The following is a 20,364-nucleotide window of genomic DNA, read 5'->3' as shown; positions in this document are numbered from 1 at the left end:
AAGCGCCCGTTATTGCCTTTAGGTGAGGGGCAGATCCACCAGGCTGCCCCTCATGAAGCTCACCATCGTCCAGACCGGCGCCGTCCCGGCCCATCTCCAGCCGCAGTTCAATGACTATCCTCTGATGTTTCGGCAGATGTTCGAAACCACCGGCGAGGGCCTGAGCTTCGATGACGCCGATGCCCGATCCGGCACCCTCCCCGACCCCGCAGACCTCGAAGGCATCGTCATTACCGGCTCACCCGCCGGCGTCTACGAAGACCATGCCTGGCTGCCACCGCTCCGCGATTTCATCCGCCGCGCTTATGACAATGGCACGCCCATGCTCGGCGTCTGTTTCGGTCACCAGATTATGGCCGATGCGCTGGGTGGCGACGTGCGCAAGTCCGAAAAAGGCTGGGGCCTCGGACGCCACACTTACCGGATCGAGAGCCGCCCCGGTTTCATGGGTGACGCACCGGCGACCCTCTCCGTCGCCTGTTCGCACCAGGATCAGGTCATCGTGGTGCCACCATCGGCAGACGTTTTCCTCGCCTCCGACTTTGCCCCCCATGCCGGCCTCGTCTACCGGAGCGGCCGCGCCATGAGCGTCCAGCCCCATCCCGAATTCGACGACGCCTATGCCACCGCACTCGTCGAAATGCGCCGCGAAAAGGCGCCAGGCACGGTCATCGACGCGGCGCTCACCTCGATGCAAACGCCCTCCGACTCGCAAAAACTCCGCGCCATCATCCGCAACTTCTTCGACAGCACACGGTAGCGCCACTGTCGCAGTAGCCCTCATCCTGAGGAGCGAAGCGTCTCGAAGGACGAGGGCATGGCACGATGCTCCGCTGACCCGCGCCCATGGTTCGAGGCTACCCTACGCTTCGCACCTCACCATGCGGGCTCATGGGCTGAAACCTCAGCTCGCCAACAGCAGCGCGATCTCCGACCGCAAGTGCCCAAGCCCCAGATTCTTCTCGCTCGACGTCTCGATCACATCCGGATGTGCCGCCGGACGCTTGGCAATCGCCTGCTTGGTCAACGCAATGACCTTCTCGAGCTCTGTCGCCGAGGGCTTGTCGACCTTGGTCAGCACCACTTGATAGCTCACCGCCGCCCGGTCGAGTTCGTTCATCACCGATAGGTCGTTGTCCTTGGGCCCATGGCGGCTATCCACCAGCACATAGACACGCCGCAGCGTGGCGCGGCCGGTAAGGTACTGATGCACGAGCTTCGTCCAGGCCTTGACCTTGGGCTCTGGCGCCTTGGCATAGCCATAGCCGGGCATGTCGACGATGCGCAGAGGCTCGCTCTGCGACTCAAAGATATTGAGCTCCTGCGTCCGCCCCGGCGTATTGGAGGTCCGCGCCAGGCCCGACGTGCCGCACAGCGCATTGATGAGGCTCGACTTGCCGACATTGGACCGCCCCGCAAAGGCGATCTCGAGCCGATCCGGCTCCGGCAGGTCCTTGATCGACACGCAGCCTTTGGTGAAGAGGAACGGCCGCGCGAACAAGAGGCGCCCGCGCTCGATGATGTCGGTGGGAAAATCAGGCTGGCTCATTGTGGCCCCCTTTACGAAAAGGCCCGCCGGAAGGAGCGGCGGGCCCGAAGGATTAGCTCTTGGTCGTTTCGACCGGTTTCGGCTTGCGCCTGAAACTGCTCATGATGTTGCCGAACAAGTTCACCTCGGCACCATGCCGCTTCATGATGAACCATTGCTGGGCAATCGAGAGCGTGTTGTTCCAAGCCCAGTAGATCACCAGACCCGCCGGGAACGTGCCCAGCATGAAGGTGAAGATCACCGGCATCCAGTTGAAGATCATCTGCTGCGTCGGATCCGGCGGTGGCGGATTGAGGCGCATCTGCACCCACATGGTGATGCCCATGATTACCGGCCAGACGCCCAGGTGGAGGAACGAACCGATTACCGGCAGGACCGTGGGATTCCACGGAATCAGGCCGAACAGCGTGAAAATATTGGTCGGATCGGGCGCCGCCAGATCCTGGATCCAGCCGAAGAACGGCGCGTGGCGCATTTCGAGGCTGATGAAGATAACGGTGTAGAGCGCGAAGAACACCGGAATCTGGATCAGGATCGGCCAGCAGCCGCTCAGCGGATTGATCTTTTCCTTTCGGTAAAGCTCCATCATCGCCTGCTGCTGGGCGGGACGGTCGTCCTTGAGCCGCTCCTGGATCGCCTTCATTTCCGGCTGCACGCGGCGCATCGCGGCCATGGAGGCATAGGAGCGGTTGGCCAGCGGGAAGAAGATGGCCTTGACGATAATGGTCACGGCAAGGACCGCGAGGCCGAAATTGCCGAGCAGCGCATAAAGGTTGACCAGCGCCCAGTGCATCGGCTTGGTCAGGAAGTGGAACCAGCCCCAGTCGATCAAAAGCTCGATGCGATCGAAGCCATAGGTCTCCTGGTAGCCCGCGATGACGCGGTCTTCCTTGGCGCCCGCAAAGACGTAGGACTCATGGCTGACCGTGCCGCCGGCCGGAACCACGACCGGCTGCGTTTCCACATAGTTGGACTGGAACACATTGGTGCCGGCCGGTGCGGAGTAAGCGAAGCGCGCATTGATACCCACGCCCGGCTTGGGCAGCACGGCGGTTGCCCAATACTTGTCAGCGATGCCCAGCCAGCCCGTCGTCGAGGCGAAATCGACCTGCTTTTCGTTCTGCAGGTCGCCATACTTGCGCGACACATAATTGTTGTTGCCCAGAACACCGATCGGGCCCTCATGCTGGATGAAGAAGTTCTGGACCTTGGGATTGCCGTGGCGAACGACGCGCGAGTAGGGGAAGAGCGCGACGTCGCCAGCGCCCTGGTTCTCGACGGTCTGCGTGACGGTGAAAAGATAGAAATTGTCGACTGCGATGGTGCGGCGGAAAACGAGGCCCGCGCCATTGTCCCACACCAGGGTCACCGGCGTTTCGGCGCTAAGCGTCGTGTTCGCGCCTTCAACGGCCCACACGGTCTGCGCATCGGGAACGGTAACGGCGTTGCCGGATGCAGCAAAACCCTGCTCGATGAAATAAGCGTCCGTGAGGCCAGCAGGCTTGAGCAGCGTGATGATCGGGGACTGCGGGTCCACCGTCTCGCGGTAATTCTTGAGCTGCAGATCGTCGATGCGCGCGCCGGTGAGGTTGATCGAGCCCTCAAGGTCAGCCGTTGAAATCGTCACGCGCTGGCTGGCGGCCAGGGCGCTCTCGCGATCGGCAAAGGTCTGGCTCGCCGCATCGGCCGGAGCCGCAGCAGCCGGCGTCGATGTCGTGCCATCAGCATTGACGGTCGGCACGGCCAGCGGCTCTGTTGTTTCGGCCTGTGCTGCAGCGGCGGCGGCATCGCGCGCGGCGGCCTGTTCCTGGGCGCGCTGCAATTGCGGGCCGGCAACAAAGAACTGCCAGCCGAACAGCACCAGCATGCTGAGCACGACGGCAAGGATGATGTTGCGATTGTCAGATTTCATCGGTCATGCGTTCCGTTGGCCGCGGCCAGGAGATGGACGTTTGCCCGCGGCTTCATCATGCACGCGGGATATAAGGCCGCCCAAATCGGCGACGAGTTTGGCGAAGGGCAGGCTCAAGGCCTCGCGTCGCGCCAGCAGCACATAGTCATGTCCAGGCACAAAGTCACGCGCGCATGCTGCCGCAGCGGCGCGCAGGCGCCGCTTCATGCGGCTGCGCTCGGGCGAGTTGCCGACTTTTTTGGTAACGGTGAAGCCGACGCCGGCATTGGGCGCATCGACGGCAACCGCCTGCAGCCCAAATGCAGAACGCCCGGCGCGATTGCCCCGGGCGGCCTTGGTAAACTGCGCGCGCCGCTTGAGGCGGCGCAATTGGGCTTTGCTCGTGGGCTGTTCGGCCGTCATCCGGCCAACAATCCTTAGGCCGAGAGCTTCTTGCGGCCAACCGCGCGGCGGCGGTTCAGAATGATGCGGCCGTCCTTGGTCGCCATGCGGGCACGGAAACCGTGACGGCGGGCACGCACGAGCTTGGAGGGCTGGTATGTACGCTTCATGTCATCAAACCGCGCTTAAGGCACGGTTCCTCTTTATGCTGCTGCAAAATTGCAGAAATGGTCATGTTGGCGGGCAAGCCGCGCCGCCTTCGGGTTGGTGGGGTCTATAGGGAAAAGCCGGCCCCAAGTCAACGCGCGTCAGCCATGGTGCAAGGCTTTGCGCAAGAGTTGTCAAGGCTGGCGTTCCCGCCCATAAGTGCACAAAATTTACCGGGCTCCAAGCGGATATGGCTGAACTACCAAGACCCGATCTTTGCATCGTCGGCGCCGGCGCCCTGGGGATCGACCTGGCGCAGCATGCGAGCCGGCTCGGCGCCGAAGTCCTCCTCGTCGATCGAGGCCATTCCGAACCCGGCGACGGACCCGAAAACGCCTTGCGGCTGGCCCGTTTGCAGGCCGTCGCGGCGCAGGTGGAGGCGCAGCGGCAAGGCGCAAGGCTTGGTCTTCCTAACACCGAAGCCAAGATCAACTTTCGTGCCATCCAGGAGCGGGTGGACGCGCTGGTGACGGAGATTGCCCCCGCCACGAGCGAGGACCGGCTCGCCGCCCTGGGCATCCAGGTCTTGCGCGGCGAACCGCGTTTCACCGATACACAGACGCTCCTTATCGGTGAGACACAGGTAAAGGCCGGCACGACAATCCTCGCCCTTGGCCCCATGCCAACCGTTCCCCCGATCCCCGGCCTCGACCAGATCGGCGCCTTCACCCCTGAGTCGATTCTCACCTCGACGCGCAAGCTCAGCCACCTCCTCGTCATCGGTGGAGATCCGTCGGCCTTCGCCCTGGCGCAGGTATTTTCGCGGCTTGGCTCCGATGTAACGCTGGTGCCGCAAGGCCCTGCCCTGCCCGGCTTTGATCCGGAAGCCGTCGCGATCCTTTTTCAACTGCTCGCCGCAGAAGGCATCACCGTTCTCGACGGCGGAGCCGTTTCCGCGATCCAGCCGCGCTCACAAGGCATCGGCGCCATCGTGGACCTGCCCTCCGGCGAACAAAAGCCGCTCGATATCTCCCATGTGCTCGTCGCCATGGGCGGCACTGCCGATCTTGCCCCGCTCGACCGCGTCGCCGCTCGCCTTCGCCCCCAGCGCGGCGGCGCAGGTCTCTTGACGGACGAACTGGGGCAAACTGGCAATCGCCGCATCCGCCTCGTTGGCGCCGCTGCCGGCATCGACCAGTGGCAGCACGCGCAGCGCCATGGCCGAGCCGTGGTCGAATCCGTGCTGCTCGGTGCACCCCGCAGTAAAATCGCGCCCCAGCCGCGTCTCGTGCTCACCGACCCGCCGCTCGCCCAGATCGGCCGCTCTACCAACAACACCGGCAAACCAAAGCCGGGCAGCGGCATCTTCCGCGCCAGCTTCGCCGAGAACCACGCCGCCCTCGCCGCCGGTCGGGGCCAGGGCCTGGTCAAGGTGCTGGCCGGGGCCGACGGCACCATCCAGGGCGCCAGCCTTGTCGGTCCCGGCGCCAGCGACATGGCTGCTGTCCTTGGCCTCGCGATGCAACAGGGTCTCAATCTGGCTAAGCTGGCCGAGCTGTCGCTGCCCCATCCAAGCCTCATGACAACCATTTCGGACCTTGGAGTAAACTATCTGGCCTCTCGTCCCGTTTCCCCTTGGACGGCGCGTCGGCGTGCCCTGCGGCGCATCATTCCGCTCTAGGAACTGACGCGGCTTCGTGCCTGGCTAAGGATCGAGACGAGATGAAAGCACCACACGTCACGATGAGCCGGTTCTCGGGCCTTTCCAACAAGCTGATCGCCACCATCATCGTGGTGATTCTCCTTGTCGAAATTGTCATTTATTTTCCTTCGCTTGCGAGCTTCCGCACCACCTGGCTGCAGGACCGCCTGCGTGTCGGTGTCGTCGCCGCAAGAGTGCTCGACGCCGTTCCGGACGTGATGGCGCTGCCGCAAAATCTCACCGACCGGCTCCTCGGCTCGGCCGGCGCCGACGCCATCGTTTATCGCCGCGAAGGCCAGAGCCAGCTGATCGAACGCACCGAACCGGTCATGCCCGATCGCGTCGTCACCGCCGACCTGCGGCAAACCGATCTGGGCACTCAAGTTCTCGGCGCTCTCGACACGCTTTTTGCCGGTCCGGGCCGTACCCTCCGCATCATTGGCGAGGGCGATACGGACGAGGCCCTGGTCGAGCTTCTGATGCCCGAAAATCCGCTCCGCCGCGACATGATCGACTATTCGCGCGGCATCATCCTCGTCTCGCTCGGCATCGCGGCCGTCACCGCCTTTGCACTCTATATGCTGGTCAGCACACTGTTTCTCGACCCGATCCTGCGCGTCACCAACAACATGCTTTCCTTCCGCAAGGCGCCGGAAAACGGATCCCTTATCCTTTCGCCCTCCACCCGACGCGACGAGATCGGCATTCTCGAGCGCGAGCTCTCCGCCATGGAGCAAGATCTCTTTTCCATGCTGCGCCAGCGCCGGCACCTCGCCGATCTCGGCCTAGCCGTGGCCAAGATCAATCATGACCTGCGCAATACCCTCACTTCGGCGCAATTGCTGTCCGACCAGGTGGCGACGCTGGACGATCCCAAGGTGCAGCGCCTCGCGCCGCGCCTCGTCACGACCCTCGATAAAGCCATCGGCTTTGCCCAGTCGGTGCTCGATTTTGGCCGCGAAGCCACCGCGCCTCCCAAATTTGCGCCCGTCATGCTGCGCGATCTGGTGGAGGACGCCGCCCTCGACGCTCGCGCCGCTGGCAACCCGATGCTCGGCTGGCGAAACGGCGTACCGGAAGAGCTCGAACTTGAAGCCGACCCGAACCAGCTCAGCCGCGTCTTCGTCAACCTCACGAAAAATGCGCGCGAGGCGCTAGAGACCTATTCCCGCGAGGGTTTCGAGGGGCAGATCGCCGTTGAGGCCCAGACTGTCGATGACCGCGTGATCATCTCGGTCATCGACAACGGCCCCGGCCTGCCGCCCCGGGCCCGGGACAACCTCTTTGTCGCCTTCGAAGGCTCCGCCCGCTCCGGGGGCACAGGTCTTGGCCTCGCCATCGCCCGCGAGATCGCCGAAGCCCATGGCGGCACGCTGGCGCTCGGCCCGAGCACCACCGGCACGCGCTTCGACATCACCCTGCCGTTCCGTCGTCCACAGCTTTAGCCCTTCGATGACGATTTTGCGTCACCCGTGCTTGCAATGGCGGAAAGTGCCATGTATGGGATGCCTCGCTTCAGGCAGTTGAGCGTTTCCGCCGCTTCCTGAACCGCCGGTCACCATCGGCAGTGCGCGCCCTTAGCTCAGCTGGATAGAGCACCAGACTACGAATCTGGGGGTCAGGAGTTCGAATCTCTTAGGGCGCGCCAAACTTCCGCTTCAAGACATGACGCAACAGCACCTGCCTGCTCAGCTCTTGCGCGCGGCAGATATTCTGGCCTCGCCCTGAATTTTTGAACCTTACAGCCAGCTTACCTAGGTCAAAGCGTCACGCATCGACCATAAAGTCTTGCCTTGTAGCCCGGCACACACAAGATGCGGCAAGGACGCCGGTTGGGTCGACCGGCAGATGCGAAAGGACGCGGGGATGAGCAGCGCACACGACAAGCCGGAATGGGCGCAGAGCCGGCGCGAGAAGCGCAATGCCGAGCGTGTCGCCCAAGGGCTCAAGCCCAGGCGCCGCATCTGGCCGTGGATCGTCCTGCTGCTGATCGTTGCGGCCGTCGTGGCCTTCATCTTCCTCAACCCCGCCCCGGCACCCGTCGAAACCGCCGCCGCCGAAGAAGCCGCGATCGTGCGGCAGATCCGCCAGTCCGAAACCATCACCATGGCGCCGGCGACCCTTAGTGAAACCGTCAAGGTGACCGGCACCCTCGTGCCGGCGCAGCTCTCCGACGTTGCCTCGCAAGCGTCCGGCCGCGTCATGGCCGTGCTGGTACGGCCCGGCGACACGGTCAACGAAGGCGATGTCCTCGCCCAGATCGACCGGGCCACTCTGGAGCTGCAGCTCAGCCAGCAGCGCGCCACCGCCAGTGCCACGCGCGCCCAGTTCGAATCCTCCCAGCAACAGCTTGAGCGCACCGAACAGCTGGCAACCCAAGGTCTCGCCAGCCCCTCGGTGCTGGAGCAGGCGCGCTCCGCCACGGCGGCGCTGCAGGCCCAACTCGATGCCCTCCAAACCGGCGTTGAAACCGCCGAGCTGGCGCTCGACAATGCCACGGTCACCTCCCCCCTTTCGGGCGTCGTGGCCTCGCGCTCGGTTGAACCCGGCCAGACCATCCAGGCCGGCACGCCGCTCTTCAACGTGGTCAATCTCGAAGAAATGGAGTTCCAGGCTGCCGCCTCGGTCAATTCCAGCGCCTTGGTAAATGCCGGCCAGACCGCAACGGTTACTGTCACCGGCCTCGAAGGCCAGCAGTTCACCGGCCAAGTCTCGCGCGTCAATCCGGTGGCACTCACCGGCACGCGCACGGTACCGATCTATATCGAGCTCGACAACAGCGAGGGCGCCCTCCGAGGCGGCATGTTTGCGACCGGCAATATAACGGTAATGGAACAAGCCGACGCCATGGCGATCCCTTCATCGGCGTTGCGCGAAGATGCCGAAGGCCAGTTCGTGCTGATGCTTGAAGGCGAGACGCTGGCGCGCAAGCCGGTCGAGACTGTGCGTGAGTGGAATCGCGGCAGCCTGGTCGAAGTAACCGGCCTTGCTGCCGGTGACGTGGTCGTCTCGGCCGCTCTGACGGAACTGCAGCCTGGCGATCGCTTCTCGCTTCTGGAGGGTTGAAACCATGTTTCTGACCCGTATCAGCGTCAACCACCCTGTCTTTGCGACCATGATCATGGTCGCGATCATGGTGTTCGGCATCTACTCCTATCAGCGCCTGCCTATCGAACAGTTGCCCGACGTGGACTTCCCCGTCGTCGCCGTGGTGGTGAGCTATCCCGGCGCCTCGCCCGAGGCTGTTGAAGTCGACATCGTCGAGCCCATCGAAGACGCCGTCAACACCATTGCCGGGCTCGACACCATCCAGTCCACCGCCCAGTCCGGTCAGGCTCTGGTGCTAATGATTTTCAACCTCGAGGCGAGCTCCCAGGAAAAGCTGCAGGAAGTGCGCGACAAGATCGACCCGATCCGCGCCGACCTGCCCGATGGCGCCAACGATCCGCAGATCCTGCGCTTCGATCCGAGCGATCTGCCGCTGGTTTCCCTCGCGGTCAGCTCCTCGACGCTCTCTGCCCGCGATCTAACGGCGCTGACCGAAGACGTCATCTCGCCCCGCCTCGCCAACATCAACGGCGTCGGCAGCGCTTCGGTCATTGGCGGTGTGCCGCGCCAGCTCAATATCGAGATCGATCCCGATCGTCTCGCCGCCTTCAATATCAGCCCCAATGCCGTCGTCCAGGCACTCCAGGCCGCCAACCGCGATCTCGCCGCCGGCTCCATCACCCAGAACTCCATCGTCCAGTCGATCCAGGTCCTGGGCCGCCTCGAAGACGAGCAGGATTTTTATGAGGTCACCGTCGGCAACCAGGGCGGCCAGCCGGTTACCCTGCGTGATGTCGCAACCATCGTCGACGGCACCGGCGAAGCCTCGAGCCTTGCCATACTCAACGGTCAGCAGGCGCTCGCCATCGACGTTCTGAAGACGCAAGGCGCCAATACGGTGGGTGTCGCCGAAAACGTTCGCGAAACCGTGGCTGACCTCCTCGCCAACGAATTGCCCGAAGGCGTCAGCATCGAAGTCGTGGTCGACAATGCCGAACCGGTCGAGAACAGCTTTCACGCCGTTCAGAACATGCTGGTCGAAGGCGCCATTCTTGCCGTCGTCATCGTCTTCCTGTTCCTCAACTCCTGGCGCTCCACCGTTATCACGGGCCTCACCCTGCCGATCTCGATCATCGGCACCATGATTGCGCTCAATTTCCTGGGCTTCACGCTCAACATGATGACGCTGCTGGCCCTCTCGCTGGCTGTCGGTATCCTGATCGACGACGCCATCGTGGTGCGCGAAAATATCACGCGCCACCTCCATATGGGGAAGTCGCACCGCCAGGCGGCCTTCGATGGCACCAACGAGATCGGCCTTGCCGTCATGGCGACGACGCTCTCGATCGTCGCGGTGTTTCTCCCCGTTGCCTTCATGGACGGCATCATGGGGCGCTTCTTCCTCCAGTTCGGCGTCACCGTTTCGGTCGCCGTGCTGATCTCGCTTTTCGTCGCCTTCACGCTCGACCCCATGATGTCGAGCGTCTGGTACGATCCTGCTGCCAATCCCAACGTCAAGCGTGGCCCGATCGGCCGGCTGATCAACCAGTTCGACCGCCTGTTCGATTGGATTACCGATGGCTATCGCGGGCTGATCCGGCTGAGCCTCAAATTTCGCAAGACGGTGCTGTTCGTTGCCGTCCTTTCCTTCGTCGGCAGCCTGATGTTGTTCCCGCGGGTCGGCGTGGAATTTATTCCCGTGACCGACAACGGCATCTTCACCGTGTCAGTCGAGACCCCCGCAGGATCGACCAAGGAAGCGACCGGCGCCAAGATCCGCCAGGCCGAAGCCGTGATCCGCGCCTATCCTGAAGTCGAGCGCACCTATTCGACCGTCGCAGGCGGTCTTGCATCCTCAGGGGCCAATAGCGGCACCATGACGGTGACCATGATCGACAAGAGCCAGCGCGCGATGACTCCCGAAGAGTTCATGCCGCAGGTTCGCCGCGACCTCGAAGCCATACCGGGAGCAACCTTCCAGGTCACCTCGGCTTCCGGGCTCGGCGGCGCCGGGGCTCCGGTCTCGGTCACTCTATATGGAGACAGCTTCCCCGTTCTTGGCAGGCTATCCGACCAGTTGGAGGCCGAACTCGCAAAGATCGACGGCCTTATCGATATCTCCTCGAGCATCAATGAGGCCCAACCAGTTGTCGGCATCCAGATCAACCGTGATCTGGCCGACAATCTGGGCGTCTCGATGAACCAGATCGCCACGACCCTCGGCCCGCTGATCAGCGGCCAGCAAGTCGCCGACTGGACCGCCCCGAACGGCCAGGTCTATGACGTCGTGGTCCGCCTGCCCGAAAGCATGCGCAACGATGTCGACGCCATCGGCAACCTGCCGATCGCGCAGTCCGGCGCCACCGGCTCGGCCGAAATGATCACCCTAGCCCAGGTAGCGCAGGTGGTCGAAAGCACCGGCCCCGCCACCCTGAATCGCCAGGACCTGCAGCGTGGCGTCACCATTGAAGCCTATCTCGAAGGTGTCGAACTCGGCTCGATCTCGCCACAGCTACAGGCGGCAGTCGACAGCCTTGACCTCCCCACCGGCTACAGCACGTCGCTTGGTGGCGATGTCGAGCAGATCGCCGAAACCGGCGCCGCCGTCGGCTCGGCCCTGCTGCTTGCGGTGATCTTCATCTACCTGGTCCTCGCATCCCAGTTCGGCAGCTTCCTCCAGCCCGTCGCCATCATGGGCTCACTCCCCCTCGCCCTGATCGGCGTCATGGTGGGCTTGCTGGTCGGCGGCTCGACCCTCAACATGTTCTCCGCCATCGGCTTCATCATGCTGATGGGCCTCGTGGTGAAAAACGCCATCCTCCTGGTCGACAATGCCAACCAGCATGTGCGTGATGGCTGGAACCTCTACGAGGCCCTGGTCGAAGCCGGCGCCACCCGCTTCCGCCCGATCATCATGACCACGCTCGCCATGATCTTCGGCATGCTGCCCTTGGCGTTGAATCTTCATGCCGGCAGCGGCGAAAACGCGCCCATGGCCCATGCCGTGATCGGCGGCCTCATCAGCTCGACCGCTCTGACGCTGGTCGTGGTGCCGGTGCTCTTGACCTATATCGACAGCTTCTCCCGCTTCACCCGCCGCTTCATGCCCAAGGCGCCGGACGACAGCCATCACGAGCCAGAAGTCAAACCGGCCGAATAAGAGCTGGCGCGGCCCTCAGGTCGCGCCAAGCAATACCGAAACGAAGATGCAGAAGTCGACGGCAAAGCCCAGCGACAGAAACATCGCGAGCCCTCGCGCATGCCGCCGCCGGGGCGCAAGGTTGACCTCGCGCTTTTCTTCCGGGTAAGCCGTGGCGCGAGCGCCGCCGGCCTCATCATCCGTGCCTAGCGGCGCGGTTGCCGGATCGGGATAGCCGACCTTCTCCCCGGTCTTGCCGCTGTCGATATCGGCTCGAAGCTGTTCGCCGCTGATGCTCATGCTGGCTCCTTACGCAACACCCTTGCCGCCGGTGACGCCGAACACTTCCCCGGTTATGTAGCTGCCTTCCTGCGATGCCAGCAGCACATAGACCGGCGACAATTCCACCGGCTGGCCCGGACGGCCGAAGGCGCTGTCCTGCCCAAAAGTCTTGACCTTTTCCGGGAACTGCCCGCCGCTCGGCTGCAGCACCGTCCAGAACGGCCCCGGCGCCACGGCATTGACGCGAATGCCCTTCTCGATCAGCTGCTCCGCCAGCGCCTTGGTATAAGCCACGATCCCGGCCTTGGTGGTCGCATAATCGAGCAACTGCGCCGAAGGCTCATAGGCCTGGATCGACGCCGTGTTGATGATCGCAGCCCCCGCCGGCAGATGCGGCACCGCCGCCTGCGTCAGCCAGTGCAGCGCATAAAGATTGGTTTTCATGGTCTTGTCGAAGTCGTCGCTCGTGACTTCCGCCACCGACTTCCGCGCCTGCTGCCGCGCCGCGTTGATGACGAGGATATCGAGCCCGCCAAGCTTTTCGACCGCATCGGCGATGATCTGCTTGCAGGTCGCTTCGCTTGTCACATCGCCCGGCAAGGCAAACCCCTTCTGCCCCGCCGCTTCGATCAGCTTGATGACCTCGTCGGCATCGGACTGTTCGTCGGGCAGGAAGTTGATGGCGACATCGGCGCCCTCGCGCGCATAGGCGATGGCCGCGGCACGCCCGATCCCCGAGTCACCGCCGGTGATCAGCGCCTTGCGGCCCTTGAGCCGCCCATAGCCGACATAACTCTCCTCGCCATGGTCCGGCGCCGGCTCCATCTTGCTGACAAGGCCAGGCCGCGGCTGCGGCTGCTCGGGAAAGGGCGGCTCGGGATATTGGTGGCGCGGGTCCTGCATGCGCAAACGATCGGACATGGGTGTCTCCATTCTGTTGGAGAGCCAATGCATTTCCGTCGGCAAGCGTTCCTGTCAGGTCAAACGCGATGAGACTCCTCCCCCGCCTGACGGGGGAGGCTGGGTGGGGGTCTTAGCTTCGCAGGCCCGACCAGGCCGGGTCCGAAGCAAAGCTGTCCGTGGAGATGCTCTGCGCCTGGCGGCCCCAGATATCGACGCTCATCAGGCGCGGGCCGTCATTGCCACCCGGATCCTGGAAGAACATGATGACGCGGCCATTCGGCGCCCAGGTCGGGCCTTCCGCATGGAAGCTCGAATAAAGCAGCCGCTCGCCCGAGCCATCGGGGTTCATGACACCAATATGGAACTGCCCGCCCGATTGCCGGGTAAAGGCGATCATATCGCCCGTCGGCGACCACACCGGCGTAGAATAGCTGCCCTCGCCGAAGCTGATGCGCTGCGCGTTGCCGCCGCCCGCACCCATCATGTAGATCTGCGGCGAGCCACCCCGATCGCTTTCAAAGACGATGCGGCTGCTGTCCGGCGAATAGGACGGACCGGTATCGATGGCAGCGCCCGACGTCAGCTGCATCGGCTGCCCGCCACCGGTCGAGACAGCATAGATATTGGTCGAACCGCCCTGCTCCACCGAAAACGCCACCGTGCCGCCATCGGCCGAAAACCGCGGCGCAAAGGTCATGGCACCGACATTGGCGAGCCGCTGCTGCGCCCCAGTCGCCAGTTGCAGCAGGTAAACCTGCGGATTACCGTCGACGAAGTTCATGTAAGTCAGCAGATCACCGCGCGGCGAAAAGCGCGGCGTCAGCGCCATGGACGAGCCGTCGGTCAGGTAGCTCATATTGGCGCCGTCCTGGTCCATGATGGCCAGCCGCCGCGTGCGGTTGGCCTTGGGACCGCTCTCGGCCACATAGGCAACGCGCGTATCGAAATAGCCCGAGCCGCCGGTCAGCGCCGTATAGATCGCGTCCGAAACGATGTGGGCAATGCGGCGCGCCGAGTTCGGATCGGTCGAATAGCTGTTGCCGACCACCTGCGTCCCCGCACGCGTATCCCACACGCGCACGGACGAATTGATGCTGCCGCCGCGCTCGACATTGCCCATCACCAGGGCATCGACATTGACCGTCTGCCAGGTGGTAAAATCCGGCGTCGCATTGGGATCGCCGACCTGGAGCGGCAGCCCCGATGGATCGAACGTCGTGAACAGGCCTGACCGCTGCAGGTTGTTGCGAACGATCCCGGCGATTTCGGCTCCGAAGCTTGGGTCCGACGACGAGAAATTGGGAATGGCAATCGGCAGCGGCCGGAAGGTCGCGCCCTCCACCGTGACGTTGAGCTGGGCAAAAGCGCGAGGCGCGAAAGCGAGCGCCAGGCCACCGGCAAGGCCGAGCTGCAGGGCGTTGCGCCGGGAAATAAGGGTCATTTCGGTCTCCAAGTCGTGGGCCTTGCCCGATCTTCTAGCGAGCAAAGGCGGCGAATTTGGTCACGGACGCAACGTGACGTTGATGTTCTGCCACTGATCGTAAGTGGCGGCGGAAAGCATATTGTAGGGGCCGCAACCGGCCACGGCGCTGAGCGCCTTCTGCGCGACGAAACTCAGTTCCGGATGGCTTAGCGAAATGAGCCGCGGCACATCGGCGAGCGAGCCATCCTGATTGAGCCGGACATTGACCGCAACTTCGAGTCCCGGCACCTGCTCATTCGGCAGCAGGTTCCAGCACCGCTTGATGGCCGCGATGAAGGCGCCGATTTCGGTCTGGCTCAACGTCGCCGAAGTGCCCCCGACATCGCCCAGGGTCGGCGAACCGCCCTGCCCCGTCGTCGCGCCCGTGGTCGGCGCATTGTTGATGAGGTCGTTGACGAGATCGGCCAGTTCGCTGGCATTGGTGCTGGGCTGGCTGGGCTTGGGCTGCTGTGCAGCGGCGGCCGCAGCCGTCGCCGTCTCGCGCTGTTCACGCTCACGCTGTTCCCGCTCGCGCTTCTCGCGCTCTTCCCGCTCCCGCTGTTCCTTTTCGCGCTCGGCGCGCTGCGCTACGGCAGTACGCGCTTCCTCTCGTATCTGCTCGAGATTGGCAGGGCGCGACGTCGGCATGGCGACATTGACCTGCCGCGGCGGCTCAGGTGTGGGCTCCGGCGTCGGCTCGGGTGTTGGTTCGGGCGTCGGCTCTGGCGTGGGTTCCGGGGTCGGCTCCGGAGCCGGCTCAGGCGTCGGCTCCGGAACAGGCTCCGGTTCCGGTGTGGGCTCAGGCGTCGGCACCAGATCCGCAGGCCGGCTGGTCGGCAGCGCCGGCACGACAGGGGTCGGCTCCGGCACGGGTTCGGGTTCTGGCAGCGGCTCTGGTTCCGGCTCCGGGGCAGGTTCGGGCTCAGGCTCTTCCACCGGCTCAGGCTGCTGCTCGGGCGCAGGCGCGGTCTGCGTCACCGGTGCAGGCGTCGGCGTATCGGCCGGCGATGGCGTCACCTGGTTTTCCCGCGTATTGCCGGTCGGCTGCGCCAGCTGCGCTTCCTGCTCGCTTTCGACGATCGATGGCGTCTCGGTTTCCACCACTTCGCTATCGAGCTGACCGGCACGCAGGCTGGCAAATTCCTCGATCGGCACGAGGTCCACCGAAATGGACTCGACAACAGGCGTCATCGGCTCGATCGATCCCAGGGTGATGAGACCGATCGACAGCACTGCCACGTGAGCAACAATGGAAGCCGCAACGCCCGTCCGCATGCGCCGGGCCTACTGTTCGCGCTCGGTGACGAGCCCGATCTTGGTATAGCCTGCCGCCGACAGGAGGCCCATGACGCGCATCACCGTGCCATAGTTCGATGTCGTGTCGCCGCGCAGGTAAATGCGGTCTTCGACCGTCGCCAGATCGCCAACGGTCGTGATGAGGCTCGTCTCGTCCACCGGCGTCTCGTCCACGAAAATCGCCCCGTCTGGCGTCACCGCAACGGTGATCGGCTGCGTCTGGCTCGGCAATTCGCCAGCTGAGGTCCTTGGCAAATCAACCGGCACGCCGGCCGTCATCATTGGCGCCGCCACCATCATGATGATGAGCAGCACCAGCATCACGTCGACCATCGGCGTGATGTTGATTTCGCTGATGACGCCACCGCGTTTCCCGCGGCGCCGGCCACCGCGACCACTGCCCCGGCCTCCGCCGCCGCTTGGTCCACCCATACCCATCTTAGCGGTTCCGTGCTTCGAGCTGGCGGGAAAGGATGGTCGAGAACTCGTCGGCAAAGCCTTCAAGGCGCCCGATCATCTTGCCCGCATCGGCAGAAAGCTTGTTGTAGGCGATAACCGCGGGAATAGCGGCAACGAGGCCGATCGCGGTCGCGAACAGCGCCTCGGCGATCGGGCCTGCGACCACGGCAAGGTTGGTGTTGGAGGACGCGGCAATATTGGTGAAGGCGTTCATGATGCCCCACACCGTGCCGAAAAGACCGATAAACGGACCCGCTGACCCGACGGTCGCGAGGAAGCCGAGGCGCTTTTCCAAAAACTCGCTTTCGCGCGAAATGGCGACGTCGAGCACCTTGTCGAGGCGCTGCTGCATGCCGACAAAGCTTGCAGCATTCTGCTCGTGACTGCGCTTCCATTCCTTCATGGCCGCGACGAACACGGCGCCCAACCCGCCCGATGGCTTTTCGGACTGCTGCTGGTAAAGCTCTTCCAGCGATTGCCCAGACCAGAAGGTGCGCTCGAAACGGTTCATCTCCGCCTGGCTGCGGCGATAGGCAATGGTCTTGTCGATGATGATGGCCCAGCACCAGACCGATGCGGCAAGAAGGCCGAGCATCACCGATTTGACGACGAAGTCGGCCGCCCAGAACAAGCCCCAGATGGAAAGGTCCGCATGCGGAGCGGCCGCCGCAACTGCATCCATTGTTTCCATGTCGTGATCCTTAGTCCGGCCATGCGCGGCCCCGTCGAGGTGCGATGGAGCCCAAATCTGTTCAAATTAAGAGAAATTCCCCGCACCGAAGGGTGTTGACGACCCTGTGTCCGGCAAACTTGCCTTTGCCGTGTTTATGGTCACCAAGAGGTTAAGAAAAAGATTCCGCACCGATCACGGGAGGTTGAGCTTGGCCCGGAGATCGGCCGGCAGGCGCGCCGGACCGCCGCTGGTTTTAATAGCCACCACCACCACGCGGGCCCGCGTCAGCACCGTCTCGGCACGATAGACGCTTTGTGCCAGCGTCAGCCGCACACCGGAATTTTCGACGACCTCGGTCGTTACGGTCAGCAGATCATCGATGCGCGCTGCAGCGACGAAGTCGAGCTCCATGGTCCGCACGGCAAAGGCAATGCCCTGTTCTGCAAGTTCGGAGTGATGGATGCCCAGATCGCGCAAGAACTCCGTGCGGCCCCGTTCGAAGAATTTGAGGTAGGCCGCATGGTAGACATTGCCGGAGAAATCGGTGTCTTCGTAATAGATGCGGACGGGGAGTTTGTGCTGCCTCACGCGCCGCGCTCGTCATGAACGATATGGATGTGGCCACTCGGCAGGTCGCGCAGCAAGGCTGGGAGGAAACGCGGCACGAGGTTGAACGTCTCCAGCTCCGCGCCCTCCAGCGATATCCAATGAAATTGGAGGTCGTGGCCTTCGTCCCGGCGCTTGAGCCAGGGCGACCGGCCATCCGGCCCCTGCCCGGGCAAGGTCACGCGGTAAAAGAAGCCGAGCTCATGAAACTGCTCGCCTTCGCGCTCGTAAAAACTCTCCGATGTCGCCAGCATCTGCCCGACCTCGGCCGGCAGCGCCAGCTCTTCTTCGATCTCCCGAACAAGGCTCAGCCGGCTGTCTTCCCCCAGCTCCACCCGCCCGCCCGGCAGCATGCAATAGTGGTCATCGTCCTCGCGGCAGACAAGGACATGCCCCTCGGCGATGATCACCGCTGCGACGCGATAGTTGAAGCGCGTGCCATCGATCGGAAAGCTGATGACGTGGCGCGCGCTCACTCTTCGCTTTCCTCGAAGAGGCTCGCCTGCATGCCCACAAACCCCTGCGGCACCACCTTCCCTAGATGCTGGAAGGCGATGGCCGTCAACATGCGGCCGCGCGGCGTGCGCTGGATAAAACCCTGCTGCAGGAGATAGGGCTCGACGATCTCCTCGATCGCATCGCGCGGCTCACTCAGTGCAGCCGCAATGGTCTCGATCCCCACCGGCCCACCATTATAGAAGTCCGAAATCGTCGTCAGATAGCGCCGATCCAGCTGGTCGAGGCCCCGCGCATCGACATCGAGCCGCAGCAGCGCCTTGTCCGCCAGCTTGCTGTCGATCTCCGATGCGCCGTCCACGGTCGCAAAATCGATCACCCGGCGCAGCAGCCGCCCGGCAATACGCGGCGTGCCCCGCGAGCGGCGCGCAATCTCCAGCGCCCCGTCGGGCGCCATCGGCATGTTCATGAGCCGCGCGCCGCGCGTCACGATCTGCACCAGCTCCTGCGGCGTATAAAAATTGAGCCGCACCGGAATGCCGAAGCGGTCGCGCAGCGGCGTCGTCAGCAGCCCCGCCCGCGTCGTTGCTCCCACCAGCGTGAATTTTGCAAGATCGATCCGCACCGACCGCGCCGCCGGCCCCTCGCCGATGATCAGGTCGAGCTGAAAGTCCTCCATCGCCGGATAGAGCACTTCCTCGATCGCCGGATTGAGCCGGTGGATTTCGTCGATGAAGAGCACGTCCCGTTCTTCAAGATTGGTCAAGAGCGCCGCAAGATCACCCGCCTTGGCGATCACCGGACCCGACGTTGCCCGAAAGCCGACGCCCAGCTCCTTGGAAATGATCTGCGCCAGCGTCGTCTTGCCAAGACCCGGCGGCCCGACAAACAACACATGGTCCAGCGCCGTCCCGCGCTTCTTGGCCGCCTCGATAAAGACCTCGAGATTTGCCCGCGCATCGGCCTGTCCGACAAATTCGGCAAACCCGGACGGGCGCAGCGCAACGTCGAGCGGTTCGTCGCGACCGGCAGCAGCGGAGGTAAGATCGGTCAAATGCTCAATTCCCTAAGTCCGAGCCGGATCAGCTTTTCCGTCGCCGCATCCTCGCCTTCCTTGGCCACGACCCGCGCCAGCGCCGCCGACGCCTGTGCACTCGAATAACCAAGATTGGTCAGCGCCGAAACCGCATCGGCCACATTGCTGGTCGCGACACCCTCGCCCAGCGCCGTCTGCAGCCCCAGCGTTCCCGCATCGATCCCGCCGATCGCCGGTACCTTGCCCTTGAGCTCGGTGACGATGCGCACCGCCAGCTTCGGCCCCACCCCATTAGCGCGCCCGACCATGGCCTTATCCTGCAAAGCCACCGCGCTCGACAATTCCGACGGGCTCATCACCGACAAAATGGACAACGCCACCCGCGATCCCACGCCTTGCACTGTGGTCAAGAGATTAAACCAGCTCTTCTCCGCCTCACTGGCAAAGCCATAAAGCCGGATCAGGTCCTCGCGCACGATGGTCTCGATGAACACCACCGCTGCCTCCCCGACGCGCGGCAGTGCCTGCAGCGTGCGGCCCGAGCAGAACACCTCGTAGCAAACCCCGCCGCAGTCGATCAGCACCCAGTCGTCGCCGAAGCTATCGACCATGCCTTTAAGCTTGCCGATCATGCATAGGCTCCCATGCGCTTGAGCGAGACCCGGTGATGCACATGGCAAATGGCGACGGCCAGGGCGTCGGCGGCGTCGGCACCCTTGAACTGGGCGGTCGGCAACAGCGTCCGCACCATCAGCTCGACCTGGTTCTTTTCGGCATGTCCGGTGCCCACCACGGATTTCTTGACGAGATTGGTCGCATACTCTGCGACATGGAGGCCATGCTGCGCCGGCGTCACCAGCGCCACGCCGCGCGCCTGCCCCAGGATCAGCGCCGAACGCGGCCCGGCATTGACGAAGGTTTCTTCCACCGCCGCCTCATCGGGGCGATGCTCCATCAGCACTTCCGCCAGCCCCGCCGCCAGCGCCACCAGCCGCTCGGCCAGCGCCCCGTCCGTCGGTGGCGTCACCGTCCCGGCGGCCACAAAACTCAAGCGATTGTCCATGGCGTCCACCACGCCCCAGCCGCATCGCCGCAGCCCTGGATCGATGCCGATGATTCGTACGCGTTTGCTCATGGATCAACCTTCTAGCGGGCCTATCTCTCCCTACCAAGACCAAAGTGAACAAACCGGCAACAACTACAGCTTTTAACGCAATGCTTAAATTTGCAGAGATTCGGAAAACCACTCATTGAGACGACGCACCTAGCGTCCTCAGCGGGAATGCACGACATCGAGGGCAACATGGACAAGA

Annotated in this window: 20 protein-coding genes and 1 tRNA gene; 6 read left to right on the top strand and 15 right to left on the bottom strand. The window is 63.7% G+C overall.

The features are described 5' to 3' along the window. Positions 1 to 52 precede the first annotated feature (52 nt). Positions 53 to 760, top strand: coding sequence for a type 1 glutamine amidotransferase (locus JI748_RS01550; protein WP_201634300.1), 708 nt, complete (start codon positions 53 to 55; stop codon positions 758 to 760). A gap of 144 nt (positions 761 to 904) precedes the next feature. On the opposite strand, the gene yihA is transcribed toward JI748_RS01550, so the two are convergent. Genes yihA through rpmH form a run of 4 tightly spaced genes read right to left on the bottom strand, consistent with a single transcriptional unit; the run spans position 905 to position 4,012 of the window. Continuing rightward, positions 905 to 1,549 (bottom strand): ribosome biogenesis GTP-binding protein YihA/YsxC, encoded by a 645-nt coding sequence (gene yihA / locus JI748_RS01545; RefSeq protein WP_164534592.1) that lies wholly within the window; start codon positions 1,547 to 1,549, stop codon positions 905 to 907. 52 nt (positions 1,550 to 1,601) lie between these two features. Continuing rightward, a complete protein-coding gene (gene yidC, locus JI748_RS01540; RefSeq protein ID WP_201634297.1) occupies positions 1,602 to 3,461 on the bottom strand; it encodes a membrane protein insertase YidC in 1,860 nt (619 codons plus the stop codon). 3 nt (positions 3,462 to 3,464) lie between these two features. Further along, positions 3,465 to 3,863, bottom strand: coding sequence for a ribonuclease P protein component (gene rnpA, locus JI748_RS01535; protein ID WP_201634294.1), 399 nt, complete (start codon positions 3,861 to 3,863; stop codon positions 3,465 to 3,467). A gap of 14 nt (positions 3,864 to 3,877) precedes the next feature. After that, positions 3,878 to 4,012, bottom strand: coding sequence for a 50S ribosomal protein L34 (gene rpmH, locus JI748_RS01530; protein ID WP_164534594.1), 135 nt, complete (start codon positions 4,010 to 4,012; stop codon positions 3,878 to 3,880). Between the two features lie 227 nt (positions 4,013 to 4,239). Between rpmH and JI748_RS01525 the strand changes: the two genes are divergently transcribed. From JI748_RS01525 to JI748_RS01505, 5 genes are all read left to right on the top strand, one after another. Continuing rightward, positions 4,240 to 5,670 (top strand): FAD-dependent oxidoreductase, encoded by a 1,431-nt coding sequence (locus JI748_RS01525; protein ID WP_201634291.1) that lies wholly within the window; start codon positions 4,240 to 4,242, stop codon positions 5,668 to 5,670. 41 nt (positions 5,671 to 5,711) lie between these two features. Next, complete coding sequence (locus JI748_RS01520) at positions 5,712 to 7,136, top strand: sensor histidine kinase (RefSeq protein ID WP_201634288.1); 1,425 nt, start codon at positions 5,712 to 5,714, stop codon at positions 7,134 to 7,136. A gap of 126 nt (positions 7,137 to 7,262) precedes the next feature. Further along, positions 7,263 to 7,339 (top strand) — tRNA-Arg (locus JI748_RS01515). A 218-nt stretch (positions 7,340 to 7,557) separates the two neighbouring features. After that, complete coding sequence (locus JI748_RS01510; protein ID WP_201634285.1) at positions 7,558 to 8,757, top strand: efflux RND transporter periplasmic adaptor subunit; 1,200 nt, start codon at positions 7,558 to 7,560, stop codon at positions 8,755 to 8,757. A 4-nt stretch (positions 8,758 to 8,761) separates the two neighbouring features. Continuing rightward, positions 8,762 to 11,899 carry an efflux RND transporter permease subunit gene (locus JI748_RS01505; protein WP_201634282.1) on the top strand — a complete coding sequence of 1,046 codons (3,138 nt, stop codon included), beginning with the start codon at positions 8,762 to 8,764 and terminating at the stop codon, positions 11,897 to 11,899. Positions 11,900 to 11,914: 15 nt separating this feature from the next. Here the strand turns inward: JI748_RS01505 and JI748_RS01500 are convergent, their stop codons facing one another. The 11 genes from JI748_RS01500 to ruvC form a co-directional block, all read right to left on the bottom strand. Further along, positions 11,915 to 12,178, bottom strand: a complete 264-nt coding sequence (locus tag JI748_RS01500; RefSeq protein ID WP_201634279.1) for a hypothetical protein — start codon at positions 12,176 to 12,178, stop codon at positions 11,915 to 11,917. Between the two features lie 9 nt (positions 12,179 to 12,187). Next, the gene (locus JI748_RS01495; protein ID WP_201634277.1) at positions 12,188 to 13,081 is read right to left on the bottom strand and encodes an SDR family oxidoreductase; all 894 of its coding nucleotides are present in this window, start codon (positions 13,079 to 13,081) and stop codon (positions 12,188 to 12,190) included. A gap of 112 nt (positions 13,082 to 13,193) precedes the next feature. Next, positions 13,194 to 14,504, bottom strand: a complete 1,311-nt coding sequence (tolB, locus tag JI748_RS01490) for a Tol-Pal system beta propeller repeat protein TolB (protein ID WP_201634274.1) — start codon at positions 14,502 to 14,504, stop codon at positions 13,194 to 13,196. A 60-nt stretch (positions 14,505 to 14,564) separates the two neighbouring features. Next, positions 14,565 to 15,800 carry a hypothetical protein gene (locus tag JI748_RS01485; RefSeq protein ID WP_201634272.1) on the bottom strand — a complete coding sequence of 412 codons (1,236 nt, stop codon included), beginning with the start codon at positions 15,798 to 15,800 and terminating at the stop codon, positions 14,565 to 14,567. A gap of 9 nt (positions 15,801 to 15,809) precedes the next feature. Then, complete coding sequence (locus JI748_RS01480; RefSeq protein ID WP_201634270.1) at positions 15,810 to 16,259, bottom strand: ExbD/TolR family protein; 450 nt, start codon at positions 16,257 to 16,259, stop codon at positions 15,810 to 15,812. A gap of 1 nt (position 16,260) precedes the next feature. Continuing rightward, entirely contained in the window at positions 16,261 to 16,962 is a 702-nt protein-coding gene (gene tolQ, locus JI748_RS01475) for a protein TolQ (RefSeq protein WP_164534771.1), read from the bottom strand. A gap of 183 nt (positions 16,963 to 17,145) precedes the next feature. Next, positions 17,146 to 17,541, bottom strand: coding sequence for a tol-pal system-associated acyl-CoA thioesterase (gene ybgC / locus JI748_RS01470; RefSeq protein ID WP_201634268.1), 396 nt, complete (start codon positions 17,539 to 17,541; stop codon positions 17,146 to 17,148). Then, complete coding sequence (locus JI748_RS01465) at positions 17,538 to 18,035, bottom strand: NUDIX hydrolase (protein WP_201634267.1); 498 nt, start codon at positions 18,033 to 18,035, stop codon at positions 17,538 to 17,540. The genes ybgC and JI748_RS01465 overlap by 4 nt, the downstream gene beginning before the upstream one ends. Continuing rightward, positions 18,032 to 19,069 (bottom strand): Holliday junction branch migration DNA helicase RuvB, encoded by a 1,038-nt coding sequence (gene ruvB, locus JI748_RS01460; RefSeq protein WP_201634264.1) that lies wholly within the window; start codon positions 19,067 to 19,069, stop codon positions 18,032 to 18,034. The genes JI748_RS01465 and ruvB overlap by 4 nt, the downstream gene beginning before the upstream one ends. Further along, complete coding sequence (ruvA, locus tag JI748_RS01455) at positions 19,066 to 19,683, bottom strand: Holliday junction branch migration protein RuvA (protein ID WP_201634262.1); 618 nt, start codon at positions 19,681 to 19,683, stop codon at positions 19,066 to 19,068. Before ruvA ends, ruvB begins: the two co-directional genes overlap by 4 nt. Beyond that, positions 19,680 to 20,186 (bottom strand): crossover junction endodeoxyribonuclease RuvC, encoded by a 507-nt coding sequence (gene ruvC / locus JI748_RS01450; RefSeq protein WP_164534624.1) that lies wholly within the window; start codon positions 20,184 to 20,186, stop codon positions 19,680 to 19,682. Before ruvC ends, ruvA begins: the two co-directional genes overlap by 4 nt. Positions 20,187 to 20,364 lie beyond the last annotated feature (178 nt).

The sequence above is a fragment of the Devosia rhizoryzae genome, assembly GCF_016698665.1.
Lineage (GTDB): Bacteria > Pseudomonadota > Alphaproteobacteria > Rhizobiales > Devosiaceae > Devosia > Devosia rhizoryzae.
The sequence above is the reverse complement of the archived record's forward strand: the minus strand, read 5'-3'. Positions and strand labels throughout refer to the sequence as shown.